The following is a 16,497-nucleotide window of genomic DNA, read 5'->3' as shown; positions in this document are numbered from 1 at the left end:
GCCTGAGGCCACTCGCTCGTTCAAGTGAAGGCTCAAAAAAACCGCCGCGCTCTCGCGCGGCGGCCTTCGCCAAAACCTGGCAAGCGTGGTAACGGCGCGGAAAATCAGCCGAGCCCGCCCATCATCAGGTACTTCGTTTCGAGGTACTCGTCGAGCCCATACTTCGACCCTTCGCGCCCGAGCCCCGACTCCTTCACGCCGCCGAAAGGCGCGACTTCCGTCGAGATAATGCCCTCGTTGATGCCGACCATGCCGCTTTCCAGCGCGCCCGCCACGCGCCATACGCGGCCAATGTCGCGCGCGTAGAAATAGGCGGACAGGCCGAAGTCGGTATCGTTCGCCGCCTGGATCGCTTCTTCCTCGGTCTCGAAGCGGAACACCGCGGCAACGGGGCCGAACGTCTCCTCGTGCGCGAGCATCATGCCGCCGTGCGCGCCCGTGATGACCGTGGGCTCATAAAACGTGCCGCCCAGCGCATGCGCGTGGCCGCCGCACACAATGGCGCCGCCCTTCTCGAGCGCATCGCTCACGTGCGCCTCGACCTTGCGCAACGCCGCGCCGTTGATGAGCGGCCCTTGCGTGGCGCCCGGCTCCATGCCGCCCGCCACGCGCAATGCGCTCACCGCCTTCACGAGTTTCTCGACGAAGGCGTCGTGCACGCCGGCCTGTACGTAGAAGCGGTTCACGCACACGCAGGTCTGCCCCGTGTTGCGGAATTTCGAGGCCATCGCGCCGTCCACCGCGGCATCGAGATCGGCGTCGTCGAATACGATGAAGGGCGCGTTGCCGCCCAGTTCGAGCGACACCTTTTTCACCGTATCGGCGGCAGCGCGCATAAGCAGCTTGCCCACGCGCGTCGATCCCGTGAACGAGACCTTGCGCACGGCCTTCGAGGCCATGAGCGTGTCGCCGATCGCCGGGGCATCGCCCGAAACGACATTGAACACGCCGCGCGGAATACCCGCCTCGAGCGCCAGTTCGGCGAGCGCGAACGCCGAAAGCGGTGTCTCTTCCGAAGGCTTGAGCACCATCGTGCAACCCGCCGCGAGCGCCGGGCCGGCCTTGCGCGTGACCATGGCGAGCGGGAAATTCCACGGCGTGATCGCGCCGACCACGCCCACGGGCTCCTTCGTCACGACAATGCGCGCGCCCTTCTTCGGCGCGGGAATCACGTCGCCATAGGCGCGTCGCGCTTCCTCGGCGAACCAGGTGAGAAAGCTCGCCGCGTACGCCACTTCGCCCAGCGATTCCGCATACGGCTTGCCCTGCTCGGCCGTCATGATGCGCGCGAGGTCCTCGCGATGCGCGTGCATCAGCTCGCCCCAGCGGCGCATCTTCGCGCTGCGCTCCGCCGCCGTGGCGTCGCGCCACGCAGGGAACGCGTGCGAGGCCGCCGCCACGGCCTGCAGCGCTTCGCGCGCACCGGCGCGGGCCACTTGCGCGAGCGGCGCGCCGGTGGCCGGGTCGATAATCGGGTAGGTCGCTTCGCTCGCCACCCATTCGCCGTCGATAAAGCTCGCCGTGCGCCACAGGCGCGCTTCCTTGAGTCCGTCAATGGTCAGGCTCGTCATGCTGCGATCTCCATGCGTCGCGCCGCGCGCGGCACGCGCGGAATGCGCGCGCTCACGTAATCGTTGATCACGTCGCACGGCGTGTAGTTGCGCTCGAGTTCGTAAAGCTCGTCGGCGCCGAGTTGCGTGTCGAGCGCCTCGAGCGCGCTTTCGAACTGCGCGACGGTGTCCGCGCCCACGAGCATCGACGAGATGCCCGCACGCCCCAGCACCCAGGCCTGCGCGATCTGCGCGCACGACACGCCGCGCGCCGCCGCGACTTCGGCCACCGAACGCGCGATATCGCGCGAGGCTTCATCGTCGTACATCTGCACGGTGAAGAAGTCGGTCTGGTTGCGCACTGACTTCGCGTCGCCGGAAAGGAGGCCGCGTGCGAGCGGGCTGAACACCGACACGCCCACGCCCTGATCCTGGCAGAACGGAATCATCTCGCGCTCTTCCTCGCGATACGCGAGGTTCAGCTGCAGCTGCATATTGATCGGTCGTGCGAAGTTATAGCGCTCGCAGGCCTGCAGAATCTTGGCGAACTGCCACGTGAACATCGTCGACACGCCGATATAGCGCGCCTTGCCCGCGCGCACGACGTCGTTGAGCGCGTCCATGGTTTCTTCGACCGGCGTATTCACGTCGAAGTAGTGCAGCATGTAGACATCGACGTAGTCGGTTTGCAGCCGGCGCAGCGAGCCGTCGATGCCTTCCATGATGTGCTTGCGCGAGTGGCCCTGGTTGTTCGCGCCATTGCCGATCGGATAGCCGACCTTGGTCGTGAGCACGAGTTCGTCGCGCTTCGCGAGCCGCCGCACGATGCGCCCCACCACCTCCTCGCCCACGCCGGTCGAGTAGAAGTCCGCGAGGTCGATGAAGTTCACGCCCGCTTCGAGCGCACGGCGCACGATCGGCTCGCTCTGCTCTTCGTTGTAGATCCAGGGCTTCCATTCGGGCGTGCCCATGTTCATCGTGCCGAGGCACAGGCGCGACACCTTCAGGCCGGAGCGGCCAAGTTGCACGTATTGCATCGTAGTCACCTGTAACGATTGGTGCGGCTCAAGCCGCCCTGGCCTTCGGCGTGTAGAACGGATTGCTGATCTGATCCTTGATCTTCGCAAGGTCGTCGAGCCCGGGCAGGCCGTTCATCGCGGCGCGGATGGCCGTCTTGCAGGCCGCGTAATTGTTCTCGTACACGGCGTCGAGGTCGTCGCACGACCAGTTCACCCAGTTCGCCGTGACGATGCACCATTCGTTCTCGGCCTGCGGCGGCAGCGTGCCGTCGAGCATCGCTTCCGTCACCGCCTTCGCGATGGCCGCCTGCGACGCGCCCCACGTGGCGTTGCCGTGCAGGTCGCCGCGAATGTCGGCCTTGTTCACGTAGAGCGTGGCGGGCTTGACCGGCACGTTGGGCTGGGCCACCACCATGAACGGTACGTGGCCTTGCGAAGGCGACGACAAGCTGTTCGTAAATGCCTGCCCCACGGGGCCATTGCGCGGGCCGATCATGATGTTGATGTGGGCAGCGTTTACGCCTGGTCCAGCGAAACCTTCGCCGATATAGACTTGCAGGTCTTTCATGTTTGACTCCGTCTCCTGTGTCATGGGTTCGAATTTGGCCAGACGCATTCCAGCACACGCCGCGGGCACCCAAAAGCTATGAAATCTCATGGGGGCATGACGCGCAGTCATCGCTCTCGCCTGCATGATTCGCGTGAGGAAAGTGGCATGAGATCAGGTAATGCATCGATGACTATTCGTTGCTTCGCAACCCGAAATGCCACGGCTAGACTCTGGTCGGATTGATTCGAAAAGCGCGGCCCCACGCTGGCCCGCGCATACAATTCCAATCACTGGAGACGACATGAGACGTATCACGCTGGCAGGCGTGCGTATTGCCGCCTGCCCTCGCGCTGACCTGCGCTGCCACGAGCAGCTTTGCAGCCCCCGGCTGGTGCCAGGCGGGCAAAACCGTGAAGCTCGCACAAATCACCTGGGAAAGCGGCGCGCTGATGACCGAAATGGTGCGCACCGTGCTGGAGAAGGGTTACGGCTGCAAGACCGAAGTCGTGCCAGGGGCCACGGCCGCCACCGAAACGGCGCTCACGAAAAACGACCTGCAGGTGTGGGCCGAGCACTGGACGGGCCGCAGCCCCATCGTCGCGCGCGGTTTGAAGGACGGCAGCGTGAAGCTCGTGGGCGAACTGATTCCCGGCGGCGACAAGGAAGGCTGGTACGTCCCCGACTATGTGATCAACGGCGACGCAAAGCGCGGCATCAAGCCCATGGCGCCGCAACTGCGCTCCGTCGCACAACTGCCGCAGTACAAATCCCTCTTCACGGACGACGAAGAACCCGGCAAGGGCCGCTTCTACAACTGCCCCGCAGGCTGGGACTGCGAACGCTTCAACAACCGCCTGCTCACGGCCTACAAGCTCGGCGACGACTACACGAACTTCCGCCCCGGCACCGGCGGCGCGCTCGACGCGGCGATCGCCTCGGCCTACGAGCGCGGCAAGCCCATTCTCTTCTACTACTGGCAACCCGCCGGCCTGATGGCGAAGTACCACTTCGTGCAACTGGAGGGCGCGCCGTATTCCGACGCCTGCTGGGACACCATCGCCGATCCGAAGGGCTCGCCGTGCGCGTCTGCCTTCAAGGTGTCGCATCTGAAGGTTGCGGTCTCCACGCCGTTCTACGACGCCGAGCCGGACGCCGTCGCGTTCTTCGGCAAGGTGAGCTTGCCGCTCACGCTCGACGAACAACTGGTCCAGCAGATGCACGACAAGAAGCTCGACGCCTCCACGGTCGCGCGCACGTTCTTCGAGCAGCATCCGGAAATCTGGAAGCAATGGGTCACGCCGGAAGTCGCGGCGCGCGTGCAGGCCGGCCTGCGCACGTAAGCCACGACACTGCCCGCACGACGGTACGCATCACATGACACACGCAGAATGAGGCTCACCATGGGATCCCCCTTTCTTCACCTCTCGATCGCCGACTGGGTCAACGACCAGGTCGCCGCGTTTGTGCAGCGCTACGGCGACGCGTTCCACAACTTCAGCGTGCTCATGCTGCGCGACCTGCTCGTGCCGCTCGAAGGCCTGCTGCGCGCCACGCCGCCCATCGTCGTGCTCGCCGCCGTGGGCCTGCTCGGCTGGCATGCCTCGCGGCGCATCGGCGTGGCGCTGCTGTTCGTCGTGCTGCTCTGGCTGATCGGCTGCTTCGGGCTGTGGGACAAGCTCATGCAGACCTTCGCGCTGATGGTCGTCGCCACGCTCATCTCGGTCGTGCTCGGCGTGCCGCTCGGCATCCTCGCCGCCTCGAGCAGCGGGCTGCGCCGCGTGCTGCTGCCGGTGCTCGACGTGATGCAGACGCTGCCCAGCTTCGTGTACCTGATTCCGGTGCTCATGCTGTTCGGCCTCGGCAAGGTGCCCGCCATTCTCGCCACGGTCGTCTACGCGCTGCCGCCGCTCATTCGTCTGACCGATCTCGGCATCCGCCACGTGGATGCGGAAATCGTCGAAGCCGCGCGCGCGTTCGGCACCACGCGCATGCAATTGCTGTTTGGCGTGCAGTTGCCGCTCGCACGGCCGAGCATCATGGCCGGTATCAACCAGACCACGATGATGGCGCTTTCCATGGTCGTGATCGCCTCGATGATCGGCTCACGCGGTCTTGGCGAAGACGTGCTCGCGGGCATTCAGACGCTCGACGTGGGCAAGGGCACGCAAGCGGGCGTCGCCATCGTGATTCTCGCGATCGTGATCGACCGCATCAGCCAGGGTTACGGGCAGGGCCGGCGCACACGCGGCCTCGCACGCAAATCGAAGCAGCCCTCGCGCATTCCGTTTCGCCGCGTTCGCGAACAGGAAAGCAAAAGTGCCGACTCGGCCAGCAGCAGCGACCTGACGAGCCAACCGGCCAAGTAACGAACGCGAAGGCAAAAGCGCCGGCACAATGGCGGAAACCCGGCCGGCGCATCCAGCATACGCAACGAGCATGGAATGAGGTAACGATCATGAGCGGCATCGAAGTCAAGAACGTCTACAAGATCTTCGGCACGCGCGAAAGCAGTCAGCGCGCGCTCGACCTGCTGCGCGGCGGCGCGGGCAAGGCCGAGGTCCTCGAGAAGACGCGCTGCAACGTAGGGCTCAACGACGTGAGCCTGTCGATCGGCTCGGGCCAGATCTTCGTGATCATGGGCCTTTCGGGCTCGGGCAAGTCCACGCTGGTGCGCCATTTCAACCGGCTCATCGAGCCGACCGTGGGCGAGATCCTCATCGACGGCAAGGACGTGCTCAAGCTCTCCGGCAGCGGCCTGCGCGATTTGCGGCGCTACGGCGTGAGCATGGTGTTCCAGAGCTTCGGACTCCTGCCTCACCAGACGGTGCTCACCAATGCCGCGTATGCCCTCGCCACGCGCGGCGAAAAGAAAGCCGCGGCGCAGGCGAGCGCGCGCGAATGGCTCGGCAAGGTGGGCCTCGCGGGCTATGCGGACCACTATCCCGACGAGCTTTCGGGCGGCATGCGCCAGCGCGTGGGCCTCGCCCGCGCGCTCGCCGCGAACACCGACGTGCTGCTGATGGACGAAGCCTTCTCCGCGCTCGATCCGCTCATCCGCACCGAAATGCAGGACCAGCTGCTCGAACTCCAGGCCACGCTTAAAAAGACCATCGTGTTCATCACGCACGACCTCGACGAGGCGCTGCGCATCGGCAACCAGATCGCGATTCTGCGCGACGGCCGCCTCATCCAGTGCGGGACGCCCGACGACATCCTGCACCGCCCCGCCGACGACTACGTGCGGCGCTTCGTCGAGCGCCGCGCCGGAACGACTCACTAAGCCGCCGTACATGCGGGCGCTCATCGGCCTGCTGGGCGGCTATACGATCCTCGTTTGCGGGAACAGCCTCCTTACGACGCTGATCTCGCTGCGCATGCTGCACGGCGAGCGCACCGCGCTCGACGTCGGCCTCGTGCAATCGTGCTATTACGTTGGCTTCATCGTGGGCGCGCTGGGGCTCGGCCCGCTCGTCGGGCGCATCGGGCCGCAGCGCGCCTTCATCGGCTTTGGCGCGCTCGCCGCACTCGCGGCGCTCGGCTATCTCTCCTTCGATTCCCCTGACATTTGGGCCGTGCTGCGGCTCATCACCGGCTTCAGTATGGTCGGCGTGTTCACCTCGATCGAAAGCGGCGTGAACGGCGCCGTGCCCAACGAGCGGCGCGGGCGCGCGTTCGCGTTCTATCTCGTGCTCACCTATCTCGGCGTGAGCGCCGGGCAATTCCTGCTGGGCGTGGGCGCACCCGGCGGCATTTTCGAGCATGCGCTCGTGAACGGGTTGTTCGTGACTGCGCTCATACCCGTGGCGCTGATTGGTGACTGGCAATCCGCCGATGCCACCCTCGCCGCGGCCGCCGCCGCCAAGGCCGCACCCTCCGCGCTCGCCACGCCGAAGCGCCCCACGCTGCTGCTCGACGGCCTGCGCGAACTGCACCGCGTCGCGCCGCGCAGCGTGCCGGCCTGCATCGGCGCGGGTCTGCTCTCCAGCGCGTTCTATGCGCTCACGCCGGTGTATCTCGCGCGCATCGGTTATCCGGCAAGCAGTATTTCGCGCGCCATGGGTGTCGTGCTGATCGGCGCACTGCTTTCGCAATGGCCCGTGGGGCGGCTCTCCGACCGCCTCGGGCGGCGCGCCACGCTCGGCGTGATCTCGCTCGTCTCCGCGTGTGCGGCCGCGGCGCTCGCCATCCTGCGCGCACCGGCTCTCGTCGATACGCTCCTCTTTCTCTACGTCGCGCTCACGTTCACGCTCTACGGCGTGATCGTCTCCGACGTGAACGACCGTGTCGATCAGGCGCGGCGCGTGCAGACGAGCGCAACGCTGCTGCTCGTCTTTTCGCTTGGCGGCGCGGCCGGTCCCACCGTCGCTTCGCTGTTCATGCGTCTGTTGGGGGCGGGCGGGCTCTACGTGTTCGCGCTCGTCGTCACGCTCGCGCTCACCGCGCTGTCGCGCGCGCGGGGCGTCTGAATGGCGGCGCGGGCCGGTATACTGCGTCGTTTGCAGGAGGCGTCGTTTCGGGCGGCGCCTGGAGCGAGGAGACGACCTTGAAGCGAAAGATGCCGGCGCTGAACGCCCTGAAGGCGTTCGAGGCGGCAGGCACGAGCGGCAGCTTCACCCGCGCCGCCGAGCAGCTGAACGTGACGCAGAGCGCGGTGAGCCGCCAGGTGCGCCAGCTCGAAGAACAGCTTGGCGAGGCGCTGCTCGAGCGCCATCACCATCGGCTCGAACTGACCGAAGCCGGGCGCGCGCTGCTGCGCACGCTCCAGCAGTCGTTCGACCGCATCGAAGTGACGGTGCGCACGATCCAGCAGAAGAGCGACCTCAACCGCCTGCGCGTAAACGCCCCGCCCACCTTCGCGAGCCGCTGGCTCGTGCCGCGCCTCACGCGTCTGCAGGCGCGCCATCCCGAGCTAGAACTGAGCCTCACCACGCATCTGCAGGACAGTCTCGCCGATTCGACGGCGCTGGACTGCGCGATCCGCTTTGGCGACGGTGAATGGGAAGGCCTCGACAGCTCGCTGCTGATGCATGAATCGCATATCGCGGTGTGCGCGCCCGCGCTGCTCGCGCAAGGGCCCATCGACCTCGCGCAGCACACCTTGCTGCACGTGCTCGCGGGCGACAACCAGCGCTATCTCACCTGGCGGCACTGGCTCGACGCGGCGCGCATCGAGGACGTGGACACGTCGGGCGGCTACGAATTCGACCTGCTCGATCATGCGATCCGCGCGGCCATCGAAGGGCTCGGCGTCACGATGGCCGACCGCCACATGATCGAACACGAGCTGGCCCAGGGCCTGCTCGCGCCCGTGCGTGACATCCACGTGGACGGCCGCCAGTCATACTGGTTCGTGGTGCGGCCCGAACAGAAGGCTTCGAAGCCGCTCCAGCTTTTCCGGCAATGGCTTCAGGACGAAATTGCGGCCATGCGCTGACGGCCCTGCGCAATGGCTTGCGCGGCGATGGCTTGATCGGCGTCTTCCAGAATCAGGTCCGCGCCCTTTTCCGCGACCATCATCGTCGGCGCGTTGGTGTTGCCCGATGTGATGTTGGGAAAGATTGACGCATCCACCACGCGCAAGCCTTCGATGCCATGCACGCGCAGGCGCGCGTCCACCACCGCCGAGCGCGGGTCCGGGCCCATCGCGCAGGTGCCGCACAGGTGATAGATCGAACCGCTTTGCTCGCGAAAGAACTTGAGCATGCTCGCGTCGTCGGTCACTTCGCCTGCGGGCGTCACCTCGGCTTCGGTGATGCCCTGCAATGCGCGCGCCGTCATCAACTTGCGCACGAGGCGGCTGCCCGCAATCGCCTCGTCGCGGTCCTTCTGCGTCGAAAGGTAGTTGCCACGAATTTTCGGCGCGTCTTCCACGTTCGACGAAGCGATCTCCACCGAACCGCGGCTCGTGGGCCGGCAAGGATTGAAGCAGACGAGAAAGCCCGAGTACGGCTCCGGCGTGAGCTGCGCCCGATTCGACTTCGGAATCCGATACGAAAGCGGATTGAAGTACACCTGCATGTTCGGGTGTGCCTCGTCCTGGCTCGTGCGGAAGAAGCCGCCCGACTGGTTCACGCTCATCGAGAACGGACCCTTGCGCTGAAACACGTATTGCAGCCCGAACTTCAGCTTGCCAGTCCAACTGCTGAATGAATCGTTGAGCGTTTTCACGCGCGAACGATAGTAGAAGCTCACGCACAGATGGTCCTGCAGATTCTGCCCGACAGCAGGCAGTTCGTGCACCACGTCGATGCCGTGCTTCGCGAGCAGCGCGCGCGGGCCCACGCCCGATAGCTGCAATAGCTTGGGCGAATCGACCGCGCCAGCCGCGACGATGACCTCGCGGCTCGCCTGGAACGTGCGCTTCACGCCCTGCTGCACGATCTCCACGCCCACGGCGCGTTGCTTCGCCTCGTCGAACAGCACACGCGTGGCGCGCGCATGATGCTCGATCTTCAGGTTCGAGCGCTGCCCCGCACGATGCAGGTAGGCCACGCTGCTCGAATCGCGCTTGCCGTCGCGCGTATTCACATCGTAGATGCCCACGCCTTCGAGCCGCGCGCCGTTGAAGTCCTCGTTGCGCTCGTAGCCGAGCTGCGTGCAGCCTTCCACAAAGGTGCGGCAAACCGGATGCGCGCCATCCTTCATCGGCGTGATGCGAACCGGGCCGTTCGCTCCGTGCCAGGGCGTGTCGCCGAGCGGATGCGATTCGAGCTTGCGGAAGTACGGCAGCACTTCCTGGTACGACCAGCCCGCATTGCCCGCCGCGGCCCAGTCGTCGTAGTCGCGCGCCGCGCCGCGCACGTAAATCATCGCGTTGATCGCGCCCGAGCCGCCCTGCACCTTGCCGCGCGGCGCGAAGATCTGCCGGCCGGCAAGTTCCGGCTCCGGCTCGCTGTAATACATCCAGTTGTACTGCTCGTTGTAATACAGCTTGGCGAACCCGATAGGGATCTTGAACCAGAACGAGTCGTCGGGTCCGCCCGCTTCGAGCAGCAGCACCGAATGACGCCCGGAGGCGGAGAGCCGTTCCGCGAGAATGCAGCCCGCCGAACCGGCGCCAACGATGATGTAGTCGTAGTTCATCTAGGTGCTCCGGTAGATCAGCCGCGTGCGGGCGAGGTATCGCGCACGTCGGCGGGCTGGCTCGCCATCTGCAAATGCAGACGCTTGCCCGTATAAGGCGAGTGCGCGCGCACGACGTCCATGTTGAGTTCGACGCCCAAGCCCGGCGCCTTCGAGGGAATGATGTAACCGTCTTCCCACTGAATTGGCTGCTTGAGCACTTGTGCGTGGAAACCATCCCACGTGCCGATGCTTTCCTGAATCAGGAAGTTCGGCGTGCAGGCCGCGAGCTGAATGCTAGCCGCCGCGCCAATGGGCCCGTTGTAGAGATGCGGCGCGATCTGCGCGTAGTGCACTTCGGCGAGCGTCGCGATCTTCTTCGCTTCGAGCAGGCCGCCCACGCGCGCCACGTTCAGTTGCAGGATCGACGCCCCGCCCGCCTGCAGCAGCTTGTGGAATTCGTATTTGGTGGTGAGGCGCTCGCCCGTGGCGATCGGAATCGACGTGTGCTTCGCGACATTGGCGATGGCCTCTTCCTGGCCCGGCGGCACCGGCTCCTCGAACCACAGCGGGTCGTATTTCTCGAGCCGCTTCGCAAGCCGGATGGCCGAAGAAGGCACCATCTGGCCATGCGTGCCGAACAGCAGATCGGCCTGGCTTCCCACCGCTTCGCGTACCTTGCGGCAGAACGTTTCGCAACGGTCGAGCACTTCGAGCGAGAGCTGATGCCCCGACCAGGCCGTGTACGGACCCGCCGGGTCGAACTTGACCGCGGTGAAACCGCGCTTCACGTTCTCGGCCGCGCATTCGGCGGCAAGATCGGGGTCGTCGTAATCGTATTCGCCCTGTGCGTTCTTCGGGTACAGGTAGGTATACGAACGAAGCCGCTCGTTCACCATGCCGCCGAGCAGCGCGTACACGGGCTTGTCCGCCGCCTTGCCGATGATGTCCCAGCATGCCATTTCGAGGCCGCTCACGATGCCCATCATCGTGAGGTCCGGGCGCTGTGTGAACCCGCTCGAATAAGCCTCGCGGAACAGGCGCTCGACGCGATGCGGGTCGTGGTCCAGCAGATAGCGCGTGAAGACGTCTTCGATCGCGCTCACCATCACGTCGGGATGGAACGTCGCGGCGTAGATTTCGCCCACGCCTTCGATGCCGCAATCCGTTTTCAGCGTAACGAAGATCCAGTACATGCCGCCGAGGTGCGGAGGAGGCACCGCAACGACGTTCGTTTCAATTGCAACGACTTTCATGGTTCAGGCTGTATCAGGCAGGTTTGGAGTGGGTCATGCGCTTGAGCACGAGCGCGGCGATGGCGCCGAGCGTGCCAATGGCGGCGACATAGGCGAAATAGATCTGGTAGCCGAACATGCCCGCGTAGTGCTCGGTGATATAGCCGTTCACGAGCGGCAGGAAGATGTCCGACGAATAGCCGATCAACGAAACGAGACCGATGGCGAGGCCCGTGATGCGCATGGGGATCGCGCAGTAGTCGAGCAGCGTCCAGTAGAGGCCGCGAATCGCGTAGGTCATGAGGCCGATGAACAGCACCACCGCGCCGAGCAGCGCCATGTTGCGTAGCGCGGGCAGCAGGATCAGACCGATCAGGCCCGCGACGGCCAGGAACAGCGCCCAGATCAGCACGCGCAGGTTCGAAAGGCGGTCGCCGAGAAAGCCGCCGCCAATGCCGCCGATGGGACGCATCCAGAGCTTCGCGGTGGTGACCATGCCGGCCGCCACGACGCTCATATGCATCTCGCCCTGCTGGAGATACGCGGAGAAACTGTAAGTTGCCCAGAAGATCTGATAGCCGCAGAACACCACGCCCGCCATGAGCCAGAGCTGGGGAATCGCGGCGAGCGTCGAGAGATCGCGCCACAGCGAACCGTTTGCATTCGCCTCGACCGGCTTGCTTTCGGCCTGCGCGGGATCCTTGAAGAAGCTCATCAACGCGCCGAGTGCGATACACGTGAACGAATACATATAGATCACGTGACGCAGGCCCGTCGCTTCACCGCGTCCCGAGCCGGTCGCGGCGGCGAATAGCGCGAGCGCGGCGGTGGCGAGCAGCGCCTCGACGAGTCCGCGTCCGCCGTCGAGCAACCCGAAGAAACGGCCTTGTTCGTTCGCCGCCGCGATCATGCGCACGCGTTTGAGCACCGAGGCCCAGAACGTCAGGCCGGTCGTGACGCCCCAAAGGCAGAAGATCGCGAGCAGCGCATGGAACGAAGGCGCAGTGGAGTACCAGAGGCCCAGCGCCCCGGTGCCGATGAGCGAGAAGCAGATCAACAGGCGCGGCGCGACGCGGTCGGCGAGCCAGCCGCTCGGCAGATAGCACACGAAGAACACGATGCCGAGCACCGAATAGAGATAGCCGAGCTGGGCGTTGTCGATATGCAGCACATCGAGCATCGTGGTCTGGTAGACCTGACGCAGATACAGCAGCGGATAGATACCGCCCGCAGCGAGCACGAGCAGCAGCAACTGCACGTAGCGCTGCATGGAGCCTGACGCGGCGGGCGTGAGCGATGAGGTTTCGGCGCGCGGCATCGCCTGCGCACTGGGCTTTCGGATGGACTTCTGCAAGATTGTCTCCTGTCGACCAGAGTTAGCGCTTTAGCGCTTACTCTGGTCCCATGCAAAGCTGTCGACCAGAGTTAGTGCAAAGCACTAACTCTGGTCCCATGCAAGGCTGACGCCGGCGCGCGGGCGGTTGCCCGCGCGAGGCGTCTTTTCTTTATCTGTGGCGCCCGCTTCGAGGGGCGCCGTTGCTGCAATTAATCAGTATCTCGAACGATCAGAACGGCATCACAACAAGGCGTGTTTGCGTGAATTCGAGCATGCCGTGCTTGCCGTCGTCGCCGCCAAGGCCCGAGCGCTTCCAGCCGGCGTGATAGCCCTGATACGGGTCCGCAGGCGTGCGGTTCACATACAGTTCGCCGGCCTCGATCTCGTTCGCGACGCGCAGGGTCGTGCGGTAGCGCTCCGTAAAGAGCACCGACGAAAGGCCGAACTGGTGATCGTTGGCCATGCGCAGCGCGTCGTCGAGCGTCTCGTACGCAAGCACCGGCAGCACCGGGCCGAAGATCTCCTCCTGCACGATCTCCATGTCCTGGCGGCAATGCGTCAACAACGTAGGCGGATAGAAATGACCCTTGCCTTCGGGCACGTAACCGCCCGTTTCGAGCTTCGCGCCTGCGGCCACCGCGCGCTCGACCATCGCGTGGATCGCTGCGCGTGCGCTTGCGCTCACGAGCGGCCCCATGCGGGTGGCGTCTTCGGCGCGGTCGCCGATGCGCACCGCGCTCATCTTTTCGCGCAGCAGCGCGACGAAGCGGTCATGCACCGAAGCATGCACATACACACGTTCGATCGCCGTGCAAAGCTGGCCGCAATGCGTGGTTTTCGAGCGCACGATGGCCGTTGCGGCTGCTTCGAGATCGGCGTCGTCTTCGATGATCGCGGGCGTCTTGCCGCCCAGTTCCAGCGACGGCCTGGCGATATTTTCCTTACAGTAGTCGAGCACCCTGCGGCCTGCGCTCACGCTGCCCGTGAGGGTAATCATGCCGACGTCCGCGTGCGTGCAGAGCACGGCGGCGGTGTCGTGGTCCATGGCCAGCACGTTGAAAATGCCCGCCGGCAGTTCCGCTTCCTGCGCTGCGCGCGCCACTTCGAACGCCGAGCACGGCGTGTTGTTGCTTGGCCGCACGACCACCGCGTTACCCGTGATGAGCGCCGGCGCGACCTTGCGCAGCAACGTGTACACCGGGAAGTTGAAAGGAATCAGGCACGCGGCCACGCCGATCGGCTCGCGCATCAGAATGAGGTTTTCGTTCGCGCTATCGCTCGGAATCACCTCGCCTTCAATGCGGCGCGCCCACTGCGCGTGGTAGCGCAGGATTTCGGCGGCGTACTGCGCCTCGGCGGTCGCGTCCGCGACGCTCTTGCCCGACTCGGCGGCAAGCGCCGCGCCGATCTTCGGCGCGCGCGCCACGATCGCGTCCGCGAAACGGTTCAGGATTGCACCGCGTTCGGCGGCGGGCAACTTGCGCCAGGCGCGCTGCGCGGCCTTGGCGGCCACGACCGCGCGAACCGCGTCGGCGGCGCTCGCGGCGCTCACATGGCCGACCGCGTCGCCGGTTGCGGGGCTATGGACAGCAATCTGCGGCCCTTCGGCGCCGACGAACTGCCCATTGATGAAATTGAGGTCTGATCGCATGGATTGCTGCCGGTTTGGCGTTGCCGCCGCTTCATGAGAAAGGGCAGTATCCGTGCGGCATCGGGACGCCACAAACGATTAATTGTCGAGCGGAGCATGCGAAAAACGCATGCTCGTCGAGTGAAGCGCGGGAGCGGCAGCAGCTAAAGCGCGTGGTGATCGCGCGCCATGCTTGTTATAATTCGCTCACGCAGACGAAACAAATCTAACGTTCGCCGGAAGGCGGCTCACTCCGGCGCAGCACCCACTCCATGGCCAAAACCGACCGGCTGCGCGCCCTTGCCGACGCGCTCGCAAAACACAACGTCATGCATCTGCGCGATGCAGCCAGCGTGCTTGGTGTCTCCGAAATGACCGTGCGGCGCGATATCGCCGCGAATCCCGAGCGTTTCACGTATCTGGGCGGCTATATCGTGAGCGCGCAGGACGTGCCCAATACCGCCGGCTACTCGCTCGAGCACGAAAAGGACCACTTCGCGCAGGCCAAGGCGCAAGCGTCCGCGCACGCGGCGCGACTCATCGCGCAGAACGACACCGTGTTCATCGACTGCGGCACGACGCTCGCCGCACTCGCGCGCCTCATCCCTTCGCAGTTGCAGATCACGGCGGTGTGCTATTCGCTCAACGTGGCCGAGATTCTGCGGCGCATGCCCAATGTGCGCATGATCTTGCTGGGGGGCGTGTATGTGCCGTCGTCGGATTCGTTTGCCGGCGAAGAAAGCCTTGAAACGCTGCGCCGCATGGGCATCAACAAGGCGTTTATTTCAGCAGGCGGCGTGGACGCCGCGCGCGGCGTAACGTGCTGGAACTTCCACGAAGTGGCGCTCAAGCAGGCCGCCATGGCTAGCGCCGTGGAAAGTCATCTCGTTGTGGACGCCAGCAAGTACGGCATCGTGAAGGCGTGGCGCTTTTCGCAGGTGGACGACTTCAACTCCGTCATCACCGAAAAAGGCCAGACGCTGCGCGCGCGCAGCGCATAGGCGCTGACCGGCCGCGCAGCGCCGGTCGCTCCAATAGTCTGCCGACTCAGCCGCGCCGGCGCAGCGCGAACAGCGTACCGGCCACCAGGATGAACGCGCCGACAATCACCTTCTGCCACGTGCTTGGCACGCCCACGAGAATCAGCACGTTGTTGATGAGCGTGACGAGCGCCACGCCAAGCAGCGTACCCACGACCGTGCCGCTGCCGCCCGTAATGCGCGCGCCGCCGAGAATCACCGCCGCGATCACGTCGAGTTCCGAGCCCACCAGGTCGAACGGATTGGCAAGCCGGTTGTTCGCCACGTGCAAAATACCCGCCACGCCGGCGAGAAACCCCGTATAGCCGAACACGAACAAGCGGATCGCGCGCAGGTTGAAGCCAAGCCGCTCCGCAATTGCCGTGCTGCCGCCCATGGCGTAGACGCCGCGTCCCATCATCGTGCGATTGAGCAGCCACCACGTGAGAATCGCGCCTGCCACGAGGGCGATCGCGGAAACGGGCAGCACCGCGTTGAGTCCGTCGGCGGTCTTGTAGGCAATGAGCGGAATGCGGCCAAAGTGGTCCATGCTGTGCGGGATGTTCATGAAGAACGTCGTGCCCACGAAGGTGAGCAGCAGCCCGCGATAGAGGTACTGCGTGCCGATTGTCACGATCAGCGAGGGCGCCTGCAACCGGTGCACGAGCATGCCGTTGATCACGCCGAGCACGATGCCGCCCACGGCGCCCGTGAGCAGAATGAGCGCGAACGGCGCATCGGGCCACCACGCGAACACGGCTTTCGTGATCGAGTACATCGTGAGCGCCCCGATCGCCGTGAACGAGACGTCGATGCCGCCCGACGCCAGCACGACGAGCGTGCCGAGCGCGAACAGCGACGTGATCGTGGCCGAATGCAGCAGGTCGAACAGCGTGGCCCACTGGAAAAAGCGCGGGTTGATCGAAGCGACGATCACGCAGGTAATGACGATCAGCGTCGCCGTGAACCACTCGGGATTGCGGGCGAGCTTCGCGCGCCAGTTGAGCGGCACACTCTGGCGCGCGACTTCGACGGTGTTGGACGACGTGCTCATTGTCTGATTCGTGCTCATGCGGTGTCCGGCAAAACGTTACGC

14 protein-coding genes are annotated in these 16,497 nt (G+C 65.1%); 6 read left to right on the top strand and 8 right to left on the bottom strand.

Going from position 1 to position 16,497, the window contains the following annotated elements; genetic code table 11:
* Positions 1-104: 104 nt before the first annotated feature.
* From M3A49_RS23930 to fae, 3 genes are read right to left on the bottom strand one after another with little or no spacing between them, the layout of a single operon-like run.
* Positions 105-1,571 (bottom strand): NAD-dependent succinate-semialdehyde dehydrogenase, encoded by a 1,467-nt coding sequence (locus tag M3A49_RS23930; RefSeq protein WP_266231301.1) that lies wholly within the window; start codon positions 1,569-1,571, stop codon positions 105-107.
* On the bottom strand, positions 1,568-2,587 hold the full coding sequence (locus M3A49_RS23925) for an aldo/keto reductase (RefSeq protein ID WP_266231300.1): 1,020 nt from the start codon (positions 2,585-2,587) through the stop codon (positions 1,568-1,570). The genes M3A49_RS23930 and M3A49_RS23925 overlap by 4 nt, the downstream gene beginning before the upstream one ends.
* Positions 2,588-2,615: 28 nt before the next feature.
* Positions 2,616-3,137: a formaldehyde-activating enzyme gene (fae, locus tag M3A49_RS23920; protein ID WP_266231299.1), complete on the bottom strand. Its 522-nt coding sequence runs from the start codon at positions 3,135-3,137 to the stop codon at positions 2,616-2,618.
* Positions 3,138-3,529: 392 nt separating this feature from the next.
* Here fae and M3A49_RS23915 point away from each other — a divergent pair, with 392 nt between their 5' ends.
* The 5 genes from M3A49_RS23915 (at position 3,530) to M3A49_RS23895 (ending at position 8,553) form a co-directional block, all read left to right on the top strand.
* A complete protein-coding gene (locus M3A49_RS23915; RefSeq protein ID WP_266231298.1) occupies positions 3,530-4,459 on the top strand; it encodes an ABC transporter substrate-binding protein in 930 nt (309 codons plus the stop codon).
* Between the two features lie 60 nt (positions 4,460-4,519).
* Positions 4,520-5,485 (top strand): ABC transporter permease, encoded by a 966-nt coding sequence (locus tag M3A49_RS23910; RefSeq protein WP_266231297.1) that lies wholly within the window; start codon positions 4,520-4,522, stop codon positions 5,483-5,485.
* Between the two features lie 89 nt (positions 5,486-5,574).
* On the top strand, positions 5,575-6,399 hold the full coding sequence (locus M3A49_RS23905) for a quaternary amine ABC transporter ATP-binding protein (protein WP_254353015.1): 825 nt from the start codon (positions 5,575-5,577) through the stop codon (positions 6,397-6,399).
* Between the two features lie 10 nt (positions 6,400-6,409).
* Complete coding sequence (locus M3A49_RS23900; protein WP_266231296.1) at positions 6,410-7,585, top strand: MFS transporter; 1,176 nt, start codon at positions 6,410-6,412, stop codon at positions 7,583-7,585.
* A gap of 89 nt (positions 7,586-7,674) precedes the next feature.
* Positions 7,675-8,553 (top strand): LysR substrate-binding domain-containing protein, encoded by an 879-nt coding sequence (locus M3A49_RS23895; protein ID WP_266231330.1) that lies wholly within the window; start codon positions 7,675-7,677, stop codon positions 8,551-8,553.
* On the opposite strand, the gene M3A49_RS23890 is transcribed toward M3A49_RS23895, so the two are convergent.
* The 4 genes from M3A49_RS23890 to aldA all read right to left on the bottom strand — a co-directional run bounded on the left by M3A49_RS23890 (position 8,526) and on the right by aldA (position 14,403).
* Positions 8,526-10,202: a GMC family oxidoreductase gene (locus tag M3A49_RS23890; protein ID WP_266231295.1), complete on the bottom strand. Its 1,677-nt coding sequence runs from the start codon at positions 10,200-10,202 to the stop codon at positions 8,526-8,528. The two genes, M3A49_RS23895 and M3A49_RS23890, sit on opposite strands and share 28 nt — an antisense overlap.
* A 17-nt stretch (positions 10,203-10,219) precedes the next feature.
* Positions 10,220-11,437 carry a mandelate racemase/muconate lactonizing enzyme family protein gene (locus tag M3A49_RS23885; protein ID WP_266231294.1) on the bottom strand — a complete coding sequence of 406 codons (1,218 nt, stop codon included), beginning with the start codon at positions 11,435-11,437 and terminating at the stop codon, positions 10,220-10,222.
* A gap of 13 nt (positions 11,438-11,450) precedes the next feature.
* On the bottom strand, positions 11,451-12,734 hold the full coding sequence (locus tag M3A49_RS23880) for an MFS transporter (RefSeq protein WP_266231329.1): 1,284 nt from the start codon (positions 12,732-12,734) through the stop codon (positions 11,451-11,453).
* A 247-nt stretch (positions 12,735-12,981) separates the two neighbouring features.
* Positions 12,982-14,403 carry an aldehyde dehydrogenase gene (gene aldA, locus M3A49_RS23875; protein ID WP_266231293.1) on the bottom strand — a complete coding sequence of 474 codons (1,422 nt, stop codon included), beginning with the start codon at positions 14,401-14,403 and terminating at the stop codon, positions 12,982-12,984.
* A gap of 251 nt (positions 14,404-14,654) precedes the next feature.
* On the opposite strand from aldA, the gene M3A49_RS23870 reads away from it, so the two are divergent.
* Positions 14,655-15,383, top strand: coding sequence for a DeoR/GlpR family DNA-binding transcription regulator (locus M3A49_RS23870; RefSeq protein WP_266231292.1), 729 nt, complete (start codon positions 14,655-14,657; stop codon positions 15,381-15,383).
* A 46-nt stretch (positions 15,384-15,429) separates the two neighbouring features.
* On the opposite strand, the gene M3A49_RS23865 is transcribed toward M3A49_RS23870, so the two are convergent.
* Positions 15,430-16,473, bottom strand: a complete 1,044-nt coding sequence (locus M3A49_RS23865) for an ABC transporter permease (protein ID WP_266231291.1) — start codon at positions 16,471-16,473, stop codon at positions 15,430-15,432.
* Between the last annotated feature and the right edge of the window lie 24 nt (positions 16,474-16,497).

The organism is Paraburkholderia sp. CNPSo 3076, from assembly GCF_026343935.1.
Taxonomy (GTDB): domain Bacteria; phylum Pseudomonadota; class Gammaproteobacteria; order Burkholderiales; family Burkholderiaceae; genus Paraburkholderia; species Paraburkholderia nodosa.
The sequence above is the reverse complement of the archived record's forward strand: the minus strand, read 5'-3'. Positions and strand labels throughout refer to the sequence as shown.